This window comes from Pedobacter planticolens, from assembly GCF_014172375.1.
In the GTDB taxonomy this organism is placed as follows: Bacteria; Bacteroidota; Bacteroidia; order Sphingobacteriales; family Sphingobacteriaceae; genus Pedobacter; species Pedobacter planticolens.
Genome location: NZ_WNXD01000001.1, coordinates 376,471 through 395,023, shown reverse-complemented (window position 1 = coordinate 395,023; position 18,553 = coordinate 376,471). Strand labels below are relative to the sequence as shown.

Sequence of the window (18,553 nt, the reverse complement as noted above, 5' to 3'; positions counted from 1 at the left end):
TCCTTAAAATATGGTGTTTAAAAAAAATATGATATAAAATTTTGATTTTTCATATCCAACGTTAAATTTACATTAATGTGTTACAACACATTTTATAACCAAATATTTAACCATTAAAACGGGCTTTTTCTATGAAAAAACTTTACCCAATTAAGCTTTGTTTGTTGATGCTTTTTGCACTCTGCACATTAACAACTTACGCTCAAACCGGAAGCATTTCTGGCAAAATTATCGACGATACTAAACTCCCTATTCCTGGAGCATCAGTTCAAGTTGATGGCACTCAAAAATTAGCTGTTACTGATAATGATGGAAATTTCAGAATTACAGGTTTAACAAGTGGAACTTATACTTTAACAGCGAAGTATATTGGTTTTACTCCTTTAAAATTAACAACCACAGTTGGTGGTGGAAATGTTGTTTTAAATTTTAGCCTTAAATCAGAATCTCAAAACTTAAACGAAGTAATTGTTGTAGGTTATGGTACGCAGACTAAACGCGAAGTAACGGGTGCGATTTCTAAAGTGAGTGGAGACAAACTTACTTCACTACCAACACCAAGTTTTGAAGCAAGTTTGCAAGGTCAAGCACCAGGTGTACAAGTTACACAAGGTAGCGGTTTAGCTGGTAGCGGCTCTGTAATTAGAATTAGAGGTATTGGTTCAATTAGTGCTGGCGGTGATCCATTATATGTAGTAGATGGTATTCCAGTAACATCCGATCCATTTATTACTGGTAATCGTGGTGCAATGAACCAAAATCCATTAGCTACTATTAATCCTAATGATATCGAATCAGTAGAGATTTTAAAAGATGCTGGTGCAGCAGGTATTTATGGTTCCCGTGGTGCAAATGGTGTAATTTTAATTACTACCAAAAGAGGTAAAACTGGAAAACCTAGAATCTCTTTCTCTTCTAAATATGGTTTAAGCACTTATGCCAACCGACCAGAATTTGTAACAGGTGCAGAATGGCTACAATTACGTCAAGAGGCTTGGACAAATGATGGCAATACTGGTTTAGCTTCTTTACCTGGAGGATTAACTTGGGCTCAAGCTCAACAAAACAATACCGATTGGTGGGGTATTTTAACCCAAACAGGTAAATCAAATGATCAGGCTATTTCTTTTAGTCAAGGTACTGAAAAAATTAAAAGTTACATTTCTGCTAATTATAGCAATAATGAAAGTTTCTTAGTAGGTAACTCTTACGAACGTTACGGTTTTAGAACAAATTTCGACATCAAACCTACTTCATATTTCTCAACAAGTATTAATGTAGGTTACGATAAAGGTATTAACCAACGCGTTAACGCAGCTTGGGGCGGTGGTCTTGGAGATGCAATGTCTACAGCTTTACCAATTTATCCTGTTAAAAATGCAGATGGAACTTTCTTTAGTGGTGGTGCAAACCCAGCTAGAAATTTAGGTCTATTAGATTGGAAAACTAGAAACGAGCGTTTATTAGCTGGTGTAACTATGGAATTAATTCCTGTTAAAAACTTAAGTATTAAAGGAAGTTTTAACATGGATAACTTAGATGTACAAGACAACATCTACACACCTGCAGCTTTATCAGGTACAACAGATGGTAGTGCAACATTATATCCTACAAAAATATTTAATCGCAATTTTTCTGGTACTGCAACATACGATTGGCAATTAGATAGCAAGAATAAATTAAAGTTTTTAGTAGGTACAGAATCTCAAGTATCTTATAAAAACACTTATCCAAATGGTATTTCAGCTACTGGGGCAAATATTACTGAACCATTTTCTGAAAACAAAACCAATTTATATTTAGCAATGCAGAACTTGGCGACTAGTAATAGCCTGCTTTATTATAGTGGTTTCCAAAGAGACACCTTTGCTTCTTTATTTGCTCGTATCAATTACTCGTATGATAGCAAATATTATTTAGAGGTATTAGCTCGTAGAGATGGTTCATCTAAATTCGGTCCTGAAAATAAATATGGTTATTTCCCTGCTGCATCTGCTTCATGGTATATTAGTCAAGAAGATTTCTTAAAGGACAACAAAGTAATTAGCAATTTAAAGTTAAGAGCTAGTTATGGTTTAGTGGGTAGTTCTAGTTTCCCTTCTGCTCAGTATTATCAAAATTTCCAGTTTTCTGGAAGTTATAATGGACAACCCGTATTATTCCCAACAAATGTTGCTAATCCATCCTTAAAATGGGAAGAGGGAAGAAATCTTGATTTAGGATTAGACTTTGGTTTATTTAAAGGCCGTATTACTGGTGAGTTTTCTTACTATAAGAAAAACACAAAAGGTGCTTTAATTAATGGTGGTATTTCTCCTTCTACGGGTTTTGCTACAGGTTATTTAAATGTGGGCGAAATTTTAAATGAAGGTGTTGAGTTAAGTTTGAATACAATTAACATTCAATCTGATAATTTTAAATGGGTTACACGTTTAAATGTATCTCAAAATCATAATGAAGTATTAAGCTTGGGTAGTTTAACTCCTGATGCCGTTGGTGGTGGTACAAATGATACACGTATTGCTGTTGGTTATCCTATCGGGACTAACTATTTAGTAAGATATAAAGGTGTAGATCCAGCTGATGGCTTACCAATTTGGCTAGATAAAGCTGGCTACGAGACTAAAACATTCTCATTAGACAATCGTGTTCCAGTAGGAAAAATTCTACCTGATTACGTTGGTGGTTTAACCAATACCTTCTCTTATAAAGGTTTTGAATTAAATACTTTATTCACTTTCGCCATTGGCGGAAACCTTTATGATGCTTCTGCAAAACGTCAGTTAGGTGTGGTTACTGATTGGAATATAAGAACTGATATTGCTAATCGTTGGAGAAAACCTGGCGACGATGCAGAATTTCCACGTTTAACATTAAATCCTAGTACTTACGCAGGTTTATCAAGCGAGTGGCAATACAATTCAACTATGTTTTTGTATGATGCAACATTTGTACGTTTAAGAGAAGTAACGCTATCTTATACTGTACCTGCTAGTTTCACAAAAAGATTAAGATTACAAAGTCTAAAATTATTTGCAACAGGTATGAATTTATTAACTTTTAGTAAATACCCAGGTGGCGATCCAGAAATTGCTAGAGATTTCGAAAATCCACAAGATAGGAACATGAGTCCTAACGTAACTTATTTAACTACGCCTCAACAAAAATCGTTGACTTTTGGATTATCAACTTCATTTTAGATAGATATTAATAGATAAAAAAATGAAAATCAATTATAAAAATATATTAAAATCATTCTTAATACTATCTGTAGTAACAGTTATAGGTACTGGATGTAAAAAATTCTTAGAAACCCCTCCTATTGAGTCACTTCCTAAAGATGTGGCCATAGCAGATGAAACAGGTTTGAAGTCGGTAATGAATTCGGCTTATCAAATTGTTGGGGGCGGCAATATGTTTGGCGGTAAAATACAAGCCATCAACGAAATGCTTGCCGATCAATTAAATGGCTCATTACTTAATGGCGATTTTGGAGAAATTTTCGGACGTAAAACTTCTGTATTTGGCGATTATAAAAATGGAATGTACACCGATATGTACCAAACCATATTTAGGGCTAATACAGTTTTAGAGAATTTAGATAAAGCTACTTCTATGAGAGATAACTTGGAAGGTCAGGCTAAATTTATAAGAGCGTTAACCCATTTTCAAGTAGTTCAATTATTTGCACAACCTTATGGTTTTACTACAGACAACTCTCATTTAGGCGTACCAATTAGAACAAGTACAACCATTGATGCTGGTGTTCGTGCTACTGTAAAACAAGTTTATGATCAAATTATTGCAGATTTAAAAGTTGCTGAAGTAAAACTACCTGATGATAATGGTGGCTATGCAACCAAATGGGCAGCAAAAGCATTGTTGGCAAAAGTTTATTTTCAGATGAACGATTTTATAAATGCTTATTTATATTCAAATCAAGTAATTGCTAGCAATAAGTTCACTTTAGATACGTATGCATCAAGATTTGCTACAACTGGATCAAAAGAAAGTATTTTCAGAATTATTTACACTAATGGCGGTTATGAACCAGGGGGCGAATTAAAGGGACAATTTAGATCTGATTTTAATGCTTCTACGCTAAGGTTTACTACTGATTTTTATGCAAGTGTAAATACACCAAATGATGTTCGTAAAGCTTTATATGATAATGTAAAATATCCAGGTGTTATTGTGACCAAGAAATACAATTTTGATCATATTGAAGTGCCAGTACTTTACTTAACTGACATGAAATTAATCAGAGCAGAATCTGCTGCAGAAACTGGAACAAACTTAACTGTTGGAGCACAAGACATCAACGATATTTTAAATAGAGCTTATGCTGGTACTAAAAGTATCCCTTTGGCATCTTCAGCAAGTTTAATTAAGAGTAATGCCCGTTTTGAACGTAGTATTGAATTTGCTGGCGAAGGAAATAGAATTTCTGAAATTAAAAGAATTGGTGCCAAAGGCGAAAACATCGATAAACGCGGTGCAGTATGGAATTGCCCAGGTTTAATCTTGCAATTCCCACAAGGAGAAATGGCAAGTAATACCAGTTTCCAGAGAAATGTTGAAGGTGGTTGTAACTAATTAAAAATATAAAAATGAAAAACATTAAATATATGATGTTGGTAGTATGCATCCTATCGGTATGGGGATGTAAGCCAGAAGAATTTGGACCAATTGGTGCCGAAGAGAATATTTTAAAGGAATTGCAAGGTACTTGGGGTTTAACAAAAGTTACCCAAAAAGACGAAGATGCAGCAACCAAAGGTTTTCCTTACAAAGAGCTAGACATTACAAGTGTTTACGCGTATAAAGATTTAGTAATTGCTTTTCAAGGAGATGCTGCTGGTACTCCAACAGCATTTACGATCACTCCTGGTAACTCTCCTAAAATCTCTGATTTTAACACAGGTACTTGGATGGTAGATAATGCCAAAGCACCAACTACAATTACCTTAAAAAATGGAACCGTTACTTCAGATTTAACATTAGGTTCTTATGCTGAATTGAAATCAGGGAAGTTTTATCTTAAAAAGGTGAAGAAATTTAACGGTAAAGCTATTGTAAGTTATACCTATCAATTCACTAAAAAGTAATCGATAAATTAAAGAAATTATGAAAAAATTAATATTATCAATCATATTTACCTTAAGTGCGGTATTTGCATTTGCTCAGGTTACTTTTAGCCCTGCTACTTTTACTTCAGAAGATGAGGTTACCATTACACTTGATATTAGTGGTACAGCTATGGCTGGGCAAAATGATGTTTATATTTGGGCATTCTCTAACGACGGCGTTGGAGGTGGTAAAGATGCTTTAACAAATGGTCAATGGGGCAGTTCTTCTGAATCGGCTAAAATGACCAAAATTGCTACCAATAAATTTACATTCAAATTTACAGGCACAACCTTATTCGGTCAAAGCCCTGCAGAACTAATCAACTTCGGTTTTTTAGGTAAAAGCAAAGACGGAACAAAACAAACACAAGATTTTAAACCCTACAAGTTTGACCCTTTAGTGTTTACCCCTTCTCAATTCCGCATTTTTCCAGCTAAACAAGACTTTACAGACATGAGTACTGTTTATTTCCATCAAGATTTAGCAACAGATCAGAATTTACAACGGATGTTTGATGTAAAAGTTAACCTTACTTTTTATAATGATGCGGGAGGCCTTGTTGCTACCAGAACAGCTTTAGTAGCGGTTAAAGAATCAAGCACATTATATTCTTATTCATTTATTCCAGAGAAATTAATAACGCTACCTGCGGGAACCAAATTAGGCAAATTTACCTATCAATTTACAGGTAGTATTAAAGATGCAACTGGCGCAAATGTAGCAACCGCTGGTCCCGTAAATGAAGTAATTTATACCATCTTTAATTAAGCTCAATTATGAAAAATAAGATATTATATACCTTACTAGCCTTTGTAACAATTGCTTTTGGTTGTAAAAAAACAGAATTTGACGATGTGTCTAAAGGTGAAGCACTTGGAGCTTTCACTGTTACTGCACCTGTAAATAATACAACGCTAGTGTTAAACTCTGCTACGCCTGCTGCTAAAGTAATTTTTAGCTGGAGCGCTGCAAAACCTGGTGTAAGTACCATGCCAACCTATAAATTTGTGGCAGCTTTAAAAACAGGTAGCCTTGATGCTCCTTTGTTAGAAATACCTTCAGATAATAGTGGTAAAAACAATACGTTAACATTTACTCAAAAACAATTAGATGATGCCTTAAAAGCTAAATCTATTGCCGATGGTATTAAAACCGATTTAATTTGGGCTATCAAAGCAACCAATGGGGATATGACGGTGAGTACCTCTCCTGCTTTAAATATAGCGATCACTCGTATGGGCGATGGAGTAAGTAACTTCCTTTTATATGGTCCTGTTTCATCAAATACTCCTGTAGTTATTAATCCAAATGCTACAACGGATTTCATGAATTTTAAATGGCAGAAATCTTTTCCAGGCGTAGCAACAAATCTAGTTAAGTATCAAATTAAGTTTGTAGCTAAAGGTGGTAATTTTTCAACTCCTTTATTTACTTATACCTCAAACAATACTGGTTTAGACTCTGCATTAGCAATAAGCTATAAGGACATCAGCGATAAATTAACAGCTGCTGGTTATACAGATCAAGCTACACCAGTAGCTTTACAATGGACAGTAGAAGCTACTTCTGGTTCATTCAAAAAAACAGCAGATTACGTAAATGATTTAGTGATTACTAGAGAAGTTAAAATGTTCTTAGTTGGTGGTGATACACCTGCAAGTTGGACAGCTGAGAATGCATTACCAATGATTGCTGATAAAAATAATCCAGGTACTTTTTATATTTATGTAAAATTAAACGCAGGCAATGGTGGTTTAAAATTCTTAAATCAACAACAATGGCCGGGTGGTAGTTTAAACTCTTCAGATTGGGGTATGAAACCTGGAACTCCAGGTGATGCTGCTGTTGACAACGAAGCTAACATTGAAAATTATGGTGCAAGCGGTGTATATCGTGTATCATTTGATCAAAAAAATCTTAAATACTATGTTCAAGATGGTAGAATGGGTGCTGTAGGTGATGCTACAACTGCAGGTTGGAATCCACCTAATGTTTTCCCATCGCAAGGTCTTACATTGATATCAACTAATAAATTTATTGGCTTTGTAAATCTAAGTGCTGGTAACTCATGGAAATTTATTGATGGTAATGCTTGGGGCGATGGCTCAGTTGCTGGATCCAAAGATTTTGGAAAAGTAAAAACCAAAACAGATGGTTCCATTACGCAAGGAGATGCAGACAACATGACCGTTCCTGGTGCAACAGGACCATATCGTATAATTTGGGATGGAACTGATATTAAAAACCTAAAATACTCAATAACAGATGGAACAGTATTTTTAGTGGGTGATGCAACTGCTGGCGGTTGGGATAACTCTGCTGGTAATGCTTTACTTCCAGCAATGACTTATAGCGGAAGCGGAAAATGGACAGTAACTACTAACTTAAGTGCTGGTCAATTTAAATTCATTGCAACCAAAGGAAGTTGGGATTATAACTACGGAGGTTCTGCTGGCGTCATTGCAGATGGTGGTGATAACTTAGTAATAGCAGCTGCTGGAAATTACACTATTAAATTAGATGAGTACAATAGAACGTATTCTATTACAAAAAATTAATCTTAACTAATTTTAATAAAAAAGCCCTTAATTAATTTTAAGGGCTTTTTGTTTTTTCAGAAACCAGATACCAATAAAACAATCGGTCTAAAACCAAGGCTATTAGTGTACAATGTACACTTTAAGCAAAAACTTTCATTTAAGCCTCGTCAATCGTTTGATATAAACTTATCGTTAAGAAAATAAAAACTAAATTTTAATTTTTTATTTCAAAAAAAGCCACATATATTGGTAGACTTTTTACGTATAACAAAACTTAACCAAACCAAAAAAATGATAGTTATTGCAGATGGTGGATCAACAAAAACCAATTGGTGTTTGATTAACGAAGCAGGAAGGAAAATCCATTTTAACACCGAGGGGTATAACCCTTATTTTGTAGACACAGATTACATTGAGAATTCCCTAAAAAATTCTTTACCAGATCACCTTGAACCAGAAAAACTTGCTGAAGTTTATTACTATGGTGCTGGCTGCTCTACTGATGCAAAAAGAAAGATTGTTGCAGATGCCATGCAAAAGATCTTTATCAATGCAAAAATTAATATTGGTCATGATTTACTAGCTTCATGTCGTGCTTTATTAGGAGACAACGAAGGTTTTGCTGCCATATTAGGCACTGGTACTAATAGTTGTTTATACGATGGTAAAGACATCTCTTTAAATATAGACTCTTTAGGTTATTTTTTAGGTGATGAAGGTAGTGGAAGCTACATTGGCAAACGTATTTTAGCCGATTACATGAAAGGCTACATGCCTAAAGGCTTAAGAGAAAGCTTTTACGACAACTATGCTTTAACTAACGAAGATATCTTCGAACACATTTACAACAAACCTCTACCAAATCGTTTTTGTGCAAGCTTTAGCAAGTTCATTTACGATTTTAAGGAAAACTACGAAGATTATACCAACTCGGTCGTAGATTACGCATTTACTGCTTTCTTCGAAAACTTAGTGATCCATTACCCTAACTATAAAAACTACGAGTTAAACTGTGTAGGTTCTGTGGGCTATAGCTTCAGAGATAGTTTAAGTGTGGTTGCAGATAGATATGAAATGGGTGTAGGTAAAATTATCCGTTCACCTATAGATGATTTAGTTGATTATCACTTAAGCAAGAAATAATAAGCTATTAATTGATCTTGCTGTCAGTCTGAGCTTGTCGAAGACTTCTTTTAGTTTAATGCTTCGACAAGCTCAGCATGACATGTATGGTTTCAAATTAAATATAAAAAGGAAAGCCTCGATTAATTAATCGAGGCTTTCTTGTTATCTATTCGTTTTAAGAAGATTACTGAACAATAATCTTTCTACTAAAAATCTTATTATCAACCTGTAAAACTAAAATATACATACCAGATGTAATGTTGTTTTTAGACAATTCCCAATCGTATTCATGCTTACCCGCAGCAATTTCTTGTTTAATTAAAACTGCTAATTGTTTTCCCGTTAGGTCTATTACACGTAACGTAACTTTTGCTTTAGTAGCCAACGTGTACGCAATCGTAGTTCGGTCGGTTGCAGGATTTGGGTAATTGGTAAAAGAAGGGTTTTGTTTAACTACTAATGCCGACTCATCATTCCAATCAATATTGGCAGTAGCGGTAGATGTTAAATCTATAAATGTGTAGTTTGTTGTCGAAGTAGTAGAGTCTGTTGCTAAATATGGAGTATACACTTCTGATTGCCCATAAACAGATGCGCTTATCGCAATTAGCCCAACAAAAATTACAAATAATTTGTAGAGTTTCTCCATACATTTAGGTTGATAGTGTAAATATAACACATCAAGGCTAATTTTTGCAATGAAATATGTATTTTTTTTACGATAGGGAGTCTATAGCCTCAATTTATAGCCCTACCGTCCAATGGGTATCGTTTTAAAACCTATTTTTTTAAAAAGAAATCTCCTTACCAAATAATTTCGCGTACTTTCTTTTATCAAACTTATATAAAGTTGCAGCTCTAAATGAAACCCCTTTCTGTTTTTCATCTAATTCTTTTAACACCTTAAAGCTCAATATCTTTTTTCTAAAATTACGTTTATCCAGTTTCTTACCTAAAATAAGTTCGTATACGTTTTGTACTTGAGTTAATGTAAATTTCTCTGGCAACAACTCAAAAGCAATTGGCAAATGTTTAATTCTTCGCTTAATCTTTTCTAAACCCTTATCAAATATATGCTGATGGTCGAAACCTAACTTAGGTAACTCTTTAACATTTATCCATTGCGCTTTTTTAGCATAGGTAGTTAGCGGTTTTAAAGCTTTATCTCCGCCTAAGCGTAACATTGCATAATAAGCAACCGTAATTACCCTACCTTGGGGATGCCTATCTACCTCGCCAAAAGTATAATACTGTTCCATGTAAATATCGCTCAAGCCAGTCAACTCATGTAAAATACGCGAGGCCGATTGATCTACACTTTCATTCTCCCCTACCAAATTACCGGGCAAAGCCCACCAATCTTTAAAAGGTTCTTCATTTCGCTCTATTAATAAAATTTTGAGCTCTCCGCCATCAAAACCAAATAAAACGCAGTCAATTGAGACCGCCGAATTAAATACAGGTAATACTTCTTTCAAGACAAATCCGTTTTTATATTTTATAATATTAGAACAAAATAAATATACTTACTTCGTTTATTCACAATAATAATGAAAAAAAATTACTTAGTGTAATAAATACACAGTATATTCGTATATTAAAATGAAATCTAATCTAAAAAATATAGCAGTATTAACCTCGGGAGGAGATGCCCCAGGTATGAATGCATGCATAAGAGCCGTTATTCGCACTGGAATATACAATGGCTTAAATATGTTTGGCGTAATGCAAGGTTATCAAGGTTTAATTGATAACAACATTAAGCCAATGGATGCCCGTTCTGTAAGCAACATTTTACATATGGGTGGTACCATATTAAAAACAGCCAGATGTTTAGCTTTTAAAGAAGAAGAGGGTATGGAACTCGCTTATAAAAATTTAAAGGCAAAAGATATAGACGGATTAATTGTTATTGGCGGCGATGGAACATTTACAGGCGCTAAACGTTTTGGCGAAAAATACGGCGTTAACGTAATTGGTATTCCGGGTACTATAGATAACGATTTGTATGGTTCTGATTTTACTTTAGGCTATGATACTGCCGTTAACACGATTATAGAAGCGATTGATAAAATTAGAGATACTGCCGATTCTCACGACCGTTTATTCTTTATAGAAGTAATGGGCAGAGATTCGGGATGCATTGCACTAAGAACAGCCATAGCCAGCGGTGCAGAAGCAGTATTATTGCCAGAAAAAGAAACTTCCTTAAAAGAGTTAATCTCCAAATTAAAAGATGGAGTGAATACCAAGAAATCATCGAGTATTGTAATTGTTTCTGAAGGAAATAAATATGGTGGCGCTTACGATATCGCTAAAAGTGTAAAAAGAAAGTTTACACATTATGATACCAAAGTAACTATATTAGGTCACTTGCAACGTGGCGGTAGCCCTAGCGGTTTCGATCGTATTTTAGGAAGTAGATTAGGCTATGCTGCTGTAAATGAAATGATAAAAGGCGAAACCATGCAAATGGTTGGTCTTCGTGGCAACGAAATTAAGTTGACCAGTTTAGAAGAAGCCTTAAATATACACAGCTACAAGTTAGAAGCTGATTTATTAGAAATGACTCACGTTTTATCCATTTAAATACATAAAATGATAGCAGTAGTTTATAGCGGATCTAAAAGTGCTTTCTGGAAAATTGCAAACGAAGGCAAAACAGTTGCCGAATGTACTATTCCGGGCATTAATCCTTGCTTTAACGACCAAAAGCATATCCTTTATTTATTAAATAAAAACGTAGTACTGATTAATCACGCAGAAAAAGTTAAAAAACTGTACGTTTTTGCTGCTGGTGCGTCATCTGTTGCCATGCAAAACTCTTTAGCAGAAACCTTAAGTCTGTTTTTTAAAAATGCCAAAATAAAAGTTAAAGATGATTTATACGGCGCATCTATTGCAGCTTGTTATAACCAAAGTGGCATTGTAAGTATATTAGGTAGCGGCGCAAACTGTGCTTATTTTGATGGTAAGCAACCCGAACAAAATAACTTTGGTTTAGGCTACATACTTGGCGATGAAGGTTCTGCTAACTATTTGGGCAGAATGATATTAAAGCATTACTTAGAAGAAAAATTACCTGCAGACTTAACTAAGCTGCTTGAAGCAAAATATAGTTTAGATAGACCGTCCATTTTAGAACGGATATACAAAAAACCCAATGTACAAAACTACCTCAGTTCCTTTTTAGATTTTTACATCGAAAATAGAAACCATAAGTACATTGAACAGTTAATAGATCAGGCTTTTGAAAAATACATTAACACTTACCTAGTACCAACCGCAGCAGAACACCCTAATGAAGAAGTTCATTTTGTGGGTACAGTTGCCGGAACGTTTCAGGATAGGTTGCGTTTAGTTGCAGAAAAGCAGGCTATTAAAATAATAACGATTACTAAAGAACCAATATATAATTTACTTAATTATTACACAAATTAAATACAATGACTAAAGTAGGAATAAATGGATTTGGCCGCATAGGCAGACTAGTTTTTAGAGCTGCGCTGAAAAGAGGATTGGATATTGTTGCCATCAATGACTTAATTGAGCCAGATTACATGGCTTATATGTTAAAATATGATACTACGCATGGCCGTTTTGACGGAACTGTGGAAGTAAAAGACGGACACTTAGTAGTAAACGGAAAAACGATCCGCATTACTGCAGAAAGAGACCCTGCAAACTTAAAATGGGATGAAGTTGGTGTAGAAATCGTAATTGAATCTACTGGTTTATTCTTAACTCGTGCAGATGCAAACAAGCATATCGCTGCTGGTGCTAAAAAAGTAGTATTCTCTGCTCCTGCTAAAGATGAAGATATCCCAACGTATGTAATGGGTGTTAACCACGATAAATTAACGGCAGATCAAACTGTTGTTTCTAATGCATCATGTACTACTAACTGTTTAGCGCCAATTGCTAAAGTATTAAACGATAACTTCGGTATTGTTGAAGGTTTAATGAGTACCATTCACGCAGTAACTGCAACTCAAAAAACAGTAGATGGTCCAAGCGCAAAAGATTGGAGAGGTGGTCGTGGAGGTTTCTCTAACATCATTCCTTCATCAACTGGTGCAGCAAAAGCAGTAGGTAAAGTGTTACCAGAATTAAAAGGTAAATTAACAGGTATGTCGTTTAGAGTTCCTGTTGCCGATGTTTCTGTGGTAGATTTAACTGCTCGTTTAGAAAAACCTGCTACTTATCAGCAAATTAAAGATGCAATGAAAGCTGCATCTGAAGGTTACTTAAAAGGTGTATTAGCGTACACAGAAGATGAAGTTGTTTCATCTGACTTTATTGGAAATGACCACGCTTCTATTTTTGATGCTGGAGCTGGAATTTCATTAAATGATAATTTTGTTAAAGTTGTTTCATGGTATGATAACGAGTGGGGTTATTCTTCTGCCCTTGCTAAGTTTGTAGAATACTATGGAAGTTTAAAATAATTTTCCTTCTATTAATTTAAAATGGCGATACTTTAATTAGTATTGCCATTTTTTTTGTTTTTTGGTTGATGGTTTTAACGCAAAGAGTTTTTGCCACAGATAACACAGATTTTTTATAACACATTCGTCATACCCAGCTTGACTGGGTATCGTAATGCTATAGTTTTTACCATATAGGCACATAGAAAACATAGTTTTAATTCGCTTTAGCTTAATGAGCTAAACAAGTAATAACCTGTTTCGTCTTAAAAGCATCAACAATTTCTAGTTGTTTTATTACCAGAAGAAAAAAGCTGGTTTACCCCCTTAGTTTTAAGATAACATACAACGCTAGTCTTTTTAATGCTGCCAATTTAACGGTAACAAAAGCAAAATGTTCATGAACAAAAGTGCAATGTCCGTTAAAAATGCTTCATTGTTCATTAAAAATTGTTCTATGCAGACTGCAAAGGTTCATTGTCCGTTAAAAACGCTCCATTGTTCATTAAAAATTGAGCTATGCAGACTGCAAAGGTTCATTGTCCGTTAAAAACGCTCCATTGTTCATTAAAAATTGTTCTATGCAGACTGCAAAAGTTCATTGTAGGTTAAAAACGTTGCATTGTTCATTAAAAATTGTGCTGTGTAGACTGCAAATTGAATAGTAAAAACTAGCAAATACTTAATAATCTATGCTATAACAATCCTTTTAACCGCTTTAGGATTAGCTGCGCTGAGCAATCGTGGTTCCAGTTTTCACGGGAATGACGAGCAGAGAGAAAATCGGGGTCGCAATGACGATTGTGTTACTACCCTTCTTTTTTACAACCCTCTCTCTCTTCCCACCAAATTATTTAACATAAGTTTAACATCTTTTGCGCAATTACACAAAAGATTGGACCTATTTTTGCGTTATAGAAAGTATGAATTGACAATGCCAAGGGGCTTTTGTCATTTTAATAACAGAAAAGTAATAAAATTGAAGCTTTTCTTAGTGTACTTTTTACACTATTGGAAATTATTTCTATATTTGCATCATCATTCGTTGACAAACAACGGTTGATAAAAAAAGAGATAAAACATTTCCTCTCTTGGTTAGAAGGAAATTAAAAGATAACCCGTTCATACAGGTTTATATTTGGTTAGAAAAGGAGATTAGTCTGGATGGATAATCTCCTTTCTTTTTTAAAGAGGTTTTCAATTGAAAATCATTAAGATTTATCATAATATTTACTATCCTTCATTATTGTATGTAAATCTAACGATTTCTAACACAAATCTATCAACTGCATTTTGCCAACCTTGAACAAGCTCAAGGTTTATTGATTTTATCTTGTGTATCCCCTCTCCTACTACGAAATCCCTATCTGCCTGATGTACAATATTATGCCGGCGTTTAATCATTTCATCTAACTTAGCAAAATGCAATCTCATATTGCTATTCATAATATATTGAATATCGCCAAGATTTTTAACGATATCTGATGTATTATTAAAACTGATCGAGTTTAGATATTCTCTCACGGAAAGTTCAATAATTTCCTCAACAGTTTTGTCGGAATGTTCTAGTAATTCTCCAAGTTCAAATTTTGTCCTTCTTGGCTCGTAAGAATTTGTAAATAAAGGTACTTTATTAATTTTCTCTTTGCTCGATAATGGAAGTTTCCAGTTCATTAAGTTTCTAAGAAAATCCTCCATTGTGGCATGGAGCAATACTACAGTTACTCTTAGTAAATCCAGTTGTTCGGTAGTTCGTCTACCTCTTCTTACTGAAGTTTGACTTGTATATAAGTTTATTAGGCTAATAGTTCGCCCATAATTCTTATCGTAAATAAACATTATGTCATCTAGCATTATTATCTGTTTGTGTCTTAATATTCAGCAATTAAATATAATAAGAATTAAACATAACCAATAGAGACATCCCCAATTACTCATTACATAATCTTTAAACTCATCTCTGTAACCACCCCAAACACATTTTGATTTTCAAAATATCCTTTTCAAATTTGTATAAACCAAATACCATGAAAATCATTAAATTACTCTTCCTAATCACTATCATCACCATGAATGTATCACAAGCACAAACTACAGGAAAATATGCAACCGTAAACGGTTTAAAAATGTATTATGAAATTCATGGTACAGGTAGCCCATTGGTTTTAATCCATGGCGGAGGTTCAACACTTCAAACTACCTTTGGCAGGATCATCCCTTACTTAGCAAAAACACATCAAGTTATTGCGGTAGAATTACAAGCACATGGTCATTCGGGAGATAGAGATGCACCAGAAACTTTTCAGCAAGATGCAGATGATGTGGCAGCCTTATTAAAATACTTAAACATTAGCAAAGCTGCTATTTTTGGGTTTAGTAATGGCGGCCAAACTGCTATGGAAATTGGCATGCGTCATCCAAATAGTGTGAATAAATTAATTGTTGCTTCTGCATTTTATACAAAAGCTGGTGCCCCTGCTGGCTTTTGGGAAGGCATGGCTCATGCAAAGTTTAGCGATATGCCACAGGTGTACAAAGATAAGTTTCTTAAAATAAATAATAATCCCGCAGCGCTGATGAATATGTTTACTAAAGATTCGCAACGGATGCAAACGTTTAAAGATTGGAAAGCAGAAGATTTACAAAAAATTAAAGTGCCGGTATTGGTGTTAATTGGCGATCGTGATTTACCAACGCCAGAACATGCTGTTGAAATGTATCGTCTTTTCGAAAATGGTCGTTTAGCAATTTTACCTGGTTCGCATGGAAGTTATATGGGAGAGATTATGACGAGCAATCCAAACCTTGAAACCTTACAATACTTTGTTGCGGTGTTAAATGAATTTTTGGCAGGAAAATAAATCAAACAAAAAAGCAGAACTGAAAATCATCAGCCCTGCTTCTTTTATTATTTAATACTTTTTATTTCTGAACTTCATCGTGGTTAACCATCCAATTGATGCCAAACTTATCTGTAAACATACCAAAGTAAGCACCCCAAAAGGTTTTATCCATCGGCATGGTTACTGTTCCGCCAGCAGATAAGCCATTAAATAATTTATCCGCTTCTTCATGACTATCAGCATTAATAGAAATAGAAAAATTATTGCCTACTACGTTCGCTTGTCCAAATGCTTCAGAACTGTCGCTACCCATTAAGGTAGTTTCTTTGCTAATTGGTAAAGAAACGTGCATTATTTTTTCGCCTTCAGATGCTGGCATTTCAGGGCAGCCTTCCATAGGTGGCATCTCATTAAATCTGCCTATATAAGGGAATTCTCCACCAAATACTGATTTATAAAAATTAAAAGCCTCTTCGCAATTACCGCCAAAGGTTAAATAAGGATTTACTTGTGCCATTGTTCTTCTGTTTTAGTTGTTTATTGTTTTGTTTTCAATTATAAAGTTATTATAAATACCGCTACTTAAAAATGAATTTCGAGTAAATATTTATTCAGCTTTGTGAATAAGAAAAGGCAAATAGGAAGACTGTAAACTAACTAGCCAATTGAAAACTTACCTTTTCTAACAGCTGGTCTATGTTAAATGGTTTTGGTAAAAAATCATTTGCACCACAACTTCCGGTAGTTAGTGAGCTAAGATCATGTGTTGCAGAAATCATAATAATAGGGATATGAGCTGTTTCCGACATATGTTTTAATTCATCACATAGTTTTCTTCCATCTAATAAGCCCAGCATCACATCTAGCAAAATAACATCTGGTTTAAATAGTTTAACGGCATTGGTTAAAAAGTAACCATTATCAACAGTTTTAACGTTGTAACCTTCTAAATTTAATAACAGGGCAAGTGCTTCCAGTATATCTGTACTGTCATCCACAATCAATATTTTTTTCATTTCCACTTATCTTTTATACACATTGATCATCAACGTATTACTAAGACAATAGTTTTTTGATGTGAATTGTTTTAAGTTTTATTTAATTGAGTTTTTTAGTTCGGTAGTCCCGTCATTCCCAACTCGATTGGGAACCGTAATGCTATAGTAGACCTTTTTTTCCGCTTTACGATTCCCGTTTTCACGGGAATGACGGAGTAGGAAGGGAATGAGGAATATGGTTAAGCATCGTCCTTTGGACTGGAGTGTAGCGGAATGGAGAAATCTTTGAAACTTAAAATTTAGCTTCGCTGAGCAATCGTGGTTCGCTGCGCTCCTCGCAAAGACGAAGCAGGGAGGTAAAAGGTAAAAGTTAAGATTTAAAAGAAATGGTAAACGTTGTCCCTTCATTTAAGCGACTTTCTACTTCTATTTTACCACCTAAAGAAGTAATATGTTGATGCACTAAATGTAAGCCCAGCCCTTTACTATCTTCATGTTGATGAAAGACTTGATATAGTCCGAAGATTTTATCTTTTACTTTAGCTATATCAAAGCCCAAACCATTATCTGAAATGATTAATTGATGTACCCCATTTGTTATGACAGCGGTAACTTTAATTAGTGGTGCTGTATTGGGTTTAGCGTATTTAATTGCATTTGTAAATAAATTCAGAAAAATACTTTCTAAATACACTTTATTAAACTGAATGGTATCATAAGCAGAAAAATCGCTCACTAGTTGCGCATTCGCATTGATGATAAGTGAGCCAATAGATTTAGTAACCGTGTTTACAACAGCGTTGAGATTTAATTCTTCCAATTGCACATTCACTTTGTCGTTTTTAATCATCACATCAACAAAGTTATTAATGGTATGATGTAGGCGTTCGCTGGTAGATTTTAATATTTCTACTAATTCTGCGGTCTTTGGATCTTCTATTTTAGCATGATCTAATAACCTAGAAATGGCTAAGATATTATTTACCGGAGATCTCATATCATGAGAAGTCATTTGAGTAAAACTTTGTAGGTCTTTGTTAATTTTACTCAAGTTGGCAATCAGCAAATTACGTTCTTCTTCTTGTCGTTTTTTAAGTGTTACATCTTTAGCAATAGCAAATACTAATTTCTTTTCTACCGAAGGCATAGATGTCCAAGCGAGCCAAACAATTTCGCCACTTTTGGTCACGTAACGGTTTTCGAAATTGCTTAACAGGATTCCATCATACACCGTTTTACGAGAATTATTAGTTATATTTTTATCATCGCTATACACGAAATCATTAATAGGCTTGGCCATCAATTCTTCTTCTGTATAGCCTAACAATTTAACTACTGCAGGATTTATTCTTTTAAAATACCCATCGAAACCTGCAATGCACAATAAATCTGCAGAAATCATAAAGAAATTGCTTAGCAGCAGATATTCATCGTATTTATCTTTCGAGATATTTAAAAAGTCTGAATTGTCTATTTGCTCCATAGGTAGT

At 34.5% G+C, this 18,553-nt stretch carries 16 protein-coding genes; 10 read left to right on the top strand and 6 right to left on the bottom strand.

The window, feature by feature from the left end; translation table 11 throughout:
- Positions 1–131 precede the first annotated feature (131 nt).
- From GM921_RS01650 to GM921_RS01625, 6 genes are all read left to right on the top strand, one after another.
- Positions 132–3,200, top strand: a complete 3,069-nt coding sequence (locus GM921_RS01650; RefSeq protein WP_182920873.1) for a SusC/RagA family TonB-linked outer membrane protein — start codon at positions 132–134, stop codon at positions 3,198–3,200.
- Positions 3,201–3,222: 22 nt separating this feature from the next.
- Positions 3,223–4,596, top strand: a complete 1,374-nt coding sequence (locus GM921_RS01645; protein ID WP_182920872.1) for a RagB/SusD family nutrient uptake outer membrane protein — start codon at positions 3,223–3,225, stop codon at positions 4,594–4,596.
- 14 nt (positions 4,597–4,610) lie between these two features.
- Positions 4,611–5,108, top strand: a complete 498-nt coding sequence (locus GM921_RS01640; protein ID WP_182920871.1) for a DUF5004 domain-containing protein — start codon at positions 4,611–4,613, stop codon at positions 5,106–5,108.
- 19 nt (positions 5,109–5,127) lie between these two features.
- Positions 5,128–5,898: a hypothetical protein gene (locus tag GM921_RS01635; protein WP_182920870.1), complete on the top strand. Its 771-nt coding sequence runs from the start codon at positions 5,128–5,130 to the stop codon at positions 5,896–5,898.
- 8 nt (positions 5,899–5,906) lie between these two features.
- Positions 5,907–7,688, top strand: coding sequence for a SusF/SusE family outer membrane protein (locus tag GM921_RS01630; protein WP_182920869.1), 1,782 nt, complete (start codon positions 5,907–5,909; stop codon positions 7,686–7,688).
- Between the two features lie 273 nt (positions 7,689–7,961).
- A complete protein-coding gene (locus tag GM921_RS01625; protein ID WP_182920868.1) occupies positions 7,962–8,813 on the top strand; it encodes an N-acetylglucosamine kinase in 852 nt (283 codons plus the stop codon).
- Positions 8,814–8,979: 166 nt separating this feature from the next.
- On the opposite strand, the gene GM921_RS01620 is transcribed toward GM921_RS01625, so the two are convergent.
- On the bottom strand, positions 8,980–9,444 hold the full coding sequence (locus GM921_RS01620) for a T9SS type A sorting domain-containing protein (protein WP_182920867.1): 465 nt from the start codon (positions 9,442–9,444) through the stop codon (positions 8,980–8,982).
- A 139-nt stretch (positions 9,445–9,583) separates the two neighbouring features.
- Positions 9,584–10,273, bottom strand: coding sequence for an NUDIX hydrolase (locus tag GM921_RS01615; protein ID WP_182920866.1), 690 nt, complete (start codon positions 10,271–10,273; stop codon positions 9,584–9,586).
- 124 nt (positions 10,274–10,397) lie between these two features.
- On the opposite strand from GM921_RS01615, the gene pfkA reads away from it, so the two are divergent.
- From pfkA to gap, 3 genes are read left to right on the top strand one after another with little or no spacing between them, the layout of a single operon-like run.
- Positions 10,398–11,384 (top strand): 6-phosphofructokinase, encoded by a 987-nt coding sequence (gene pfkA / locus GM921_RS01610; protein ID WP_182920865.1) that lies wholly within the window; start codon positions 10,398–10,400, stop codon positions 11,382–11,384.
- A 9-nt stretch (positions 11,385–11,393) separates the two neighbouring features.
- Positions 11,394–12,236, top strand: coding sequence for a hypothetical protein (locus GM921_RS01605; protein WP_182920864.1), 843 nt, complete (start codon positions 11,394–11,396; stop codon positions 12,234–12,236).
- A 5-nt stretch (positions 12,237–12,241) separates the two neighbouring features.
- On the top strand, positions 12,242–13,243 hold the full coding sequence (gene gap, locus GM921_RS01600) for a type I glyceraldehyde-3-phosphate dehydrogenase (RefSeq protein WP_182920863.1): 1,002 nt from the start codon (positions 12,242–12,244) through the stop codon (positions 13,241–13,243).
- A 1,212-nt stretch (positions 13,244–14,455) separates the two neighbouring features.
- Here the strand turns inward: gap and GM921_RS01595 are convergent.
- On the bottom strand, positions 14,456–15,076 hold the full coding sequence (locus GM921_RS01595) for a HEPN domain-containing protein (protein ID WP_182920862.1): 621 nt from the start codon (positions 15,074–15,076) through the stop codon (positions 14,456–14,458).
- A 173-nt stretch (positions 15,077–15,249) separates the two neighbouring features.
- Here GM921_RS01595 and GM921_RS01590 point away from each other — a divergent pair, with 173 nt between their 5' ends.
- A complete protein-coding gene (locus GM921_RS01590; protein WP_182920861.1) occupies positions 15,250–16,083 on the top strand; it encodes an alpha/beta fold hydrolase in 834 nt (277 codons plus the stop codon).
- Between the two features lie 61 nt (positions 16,084–16,144).
- Here GM921_RS01590 and GM921_RS01585 read toward each other — a convergent pair whose 3' ends face one another.
- The 3 genes from GM921_RS01585 to GM921_RS01575 form a co-directional block, all read right to left on the bottom strand.
- Positions 16,145–16,582: a VOC family protein gene (locus tag GM921_RS01585; RefSeq protein ID WP_182920860.1), complete on the bottom strand. Its 438-nt coding sequence runs from the start codon at positions 16,580–16,582 to the stop codon at positions 16,145–16,147.
- Positions 16,583–16,718: 136 nt separating this feature from the next.
- Complete coding sequence (locus GM921_RS01580) at positions 16,719–17,081, bottom strand: response regulator (protein WP_182920859.1); 363 nt, start codon at positions 17,079–17,081, stop codon at positions 16,719–16,721.
- Between the two features lie 352 nt (positions 17,082–17,433).
- Positions 17,434–18,546 (bottom strand): PAS domain-containing sensor histidine kinase, encoded by a 1,113-nt coding sequence (locus tag GM921_RS01575; protein WP_182920858.1) that lies wholly within the window; start codon positions 18,544–18,546, stop codon positions 17,434–17,436.
- Positions 18,547–18,553: the final 7 nt, after the last annotated feature.

What these genes read in the sequence shown, in the direction of transcription:
- gap (WP_182920863.1), top strand. Translation starts at nt 12,242, where the DNA reads ATGACTAAAGTAGGAATAAATGGATTTGGCCGCATAGGCAGACTAGTT.
- GM921_RS01605 (WP_182920864.1), top strand. Translation starts at nt 11,394, where the DNA reads ATGATAGCAGTAGTTTATAGCGGATCTAAAAGTGCTTTCTGGAAAATT.
- GM921_RS01630 (WP_182920869.1), top strand. Translation starts at nt 5,907, where the DNA reads ATGAAAAATAAGATATTATATACCTTACTAGCCTTTGTAACAATTGCT.
- GM921_RS01575 (WP_182920858.1), bottom strand. Translation starts at nt 18,546, where the DNA reads ATGGAGCAAATAGACAATTCAGACTTTTTAAATATCTCGAAAGATAAA.
- GM921_RS01645 (WP_182920872.1), top strand. Translation starts at nt 3,223, where the DNA reads ATGAAAATCAATTATAAAAATATATTAAAATCATTCTTAATACTATCT.
- GM921_RS01585 (WP_182920860.1), bottom strand. Translation starts at nt 16,582, where the DNA reads ATGGCACAAGTAAATCCTTATTTAACCTTTGGCGGTAATTGCGAAGAG.
- GM921_RS01620 (WP_182920867.1), bottom strand. Translation starts at nt 9,444, where the DNA reads ATGGAGAAACTCTACAAATTATTTGTAATTTTTGTTGGGCTAATTGCG.
- GM921_RS01595 (WP_182920862.1), bottom strand. Translation starts at nt 15,076, where the DNA reads ATGCTAGATGACATAATGTTTATTTACGATAAGAATTATGGGCGAACT.
- GM921_RS01635 (WP_182920870.1), top strand. Translation starts at nt 5,128, where the DNA reads ATGAAAAAATTAATATTATCAATCATATTTACCTTAAGTGCGGTATTT.
- GM921_RS01580 (WP_182920859.1), bottom strand. Translation starts at nt 17,081, where the DNA reads ATGAAAAAAATATTGATTGTGGATGACAGTACAGATATACTGGAAGCA.
- GM921_RS01625 (WP_182920868.1), top strand. Translation starts at nt 7,962, where the DNA reads ATGATAGTTATTGCAGATGGTGGATCAACAAAAACCAATTGGTGTTTG.
- pfkA (WP_182920865.1), top strand. Translation starts at nt 10,398, where the DNA reads ATGAAATCTAATCTAAAAAATATAGCAGTATTAACCTCGGGAGGAGAT.
- GM921_RS01640 (WP_182920871.1), top strand. Translation starts at nt 4,611, where the DNA reads ATGAAAAACATTAAATATATGATGTTGGTAGTATGCATCCTATCGGTA.
- GM921_RS01590 (WP_182920861.1), top strand. Translation starts at nt 15,250, where the DNA reads ATGAAAATCATTAAATTACTCTTCCTAATCACTATCATCACCATGAAT.
- GM921_RS01650 (WP_182920873.1), top strand. Translation starts at nt 132, where the DNA reads ATGAAAAAACTTTACCCAATTAAGCTTTGTTTGTTGATGCTTTTTGCA.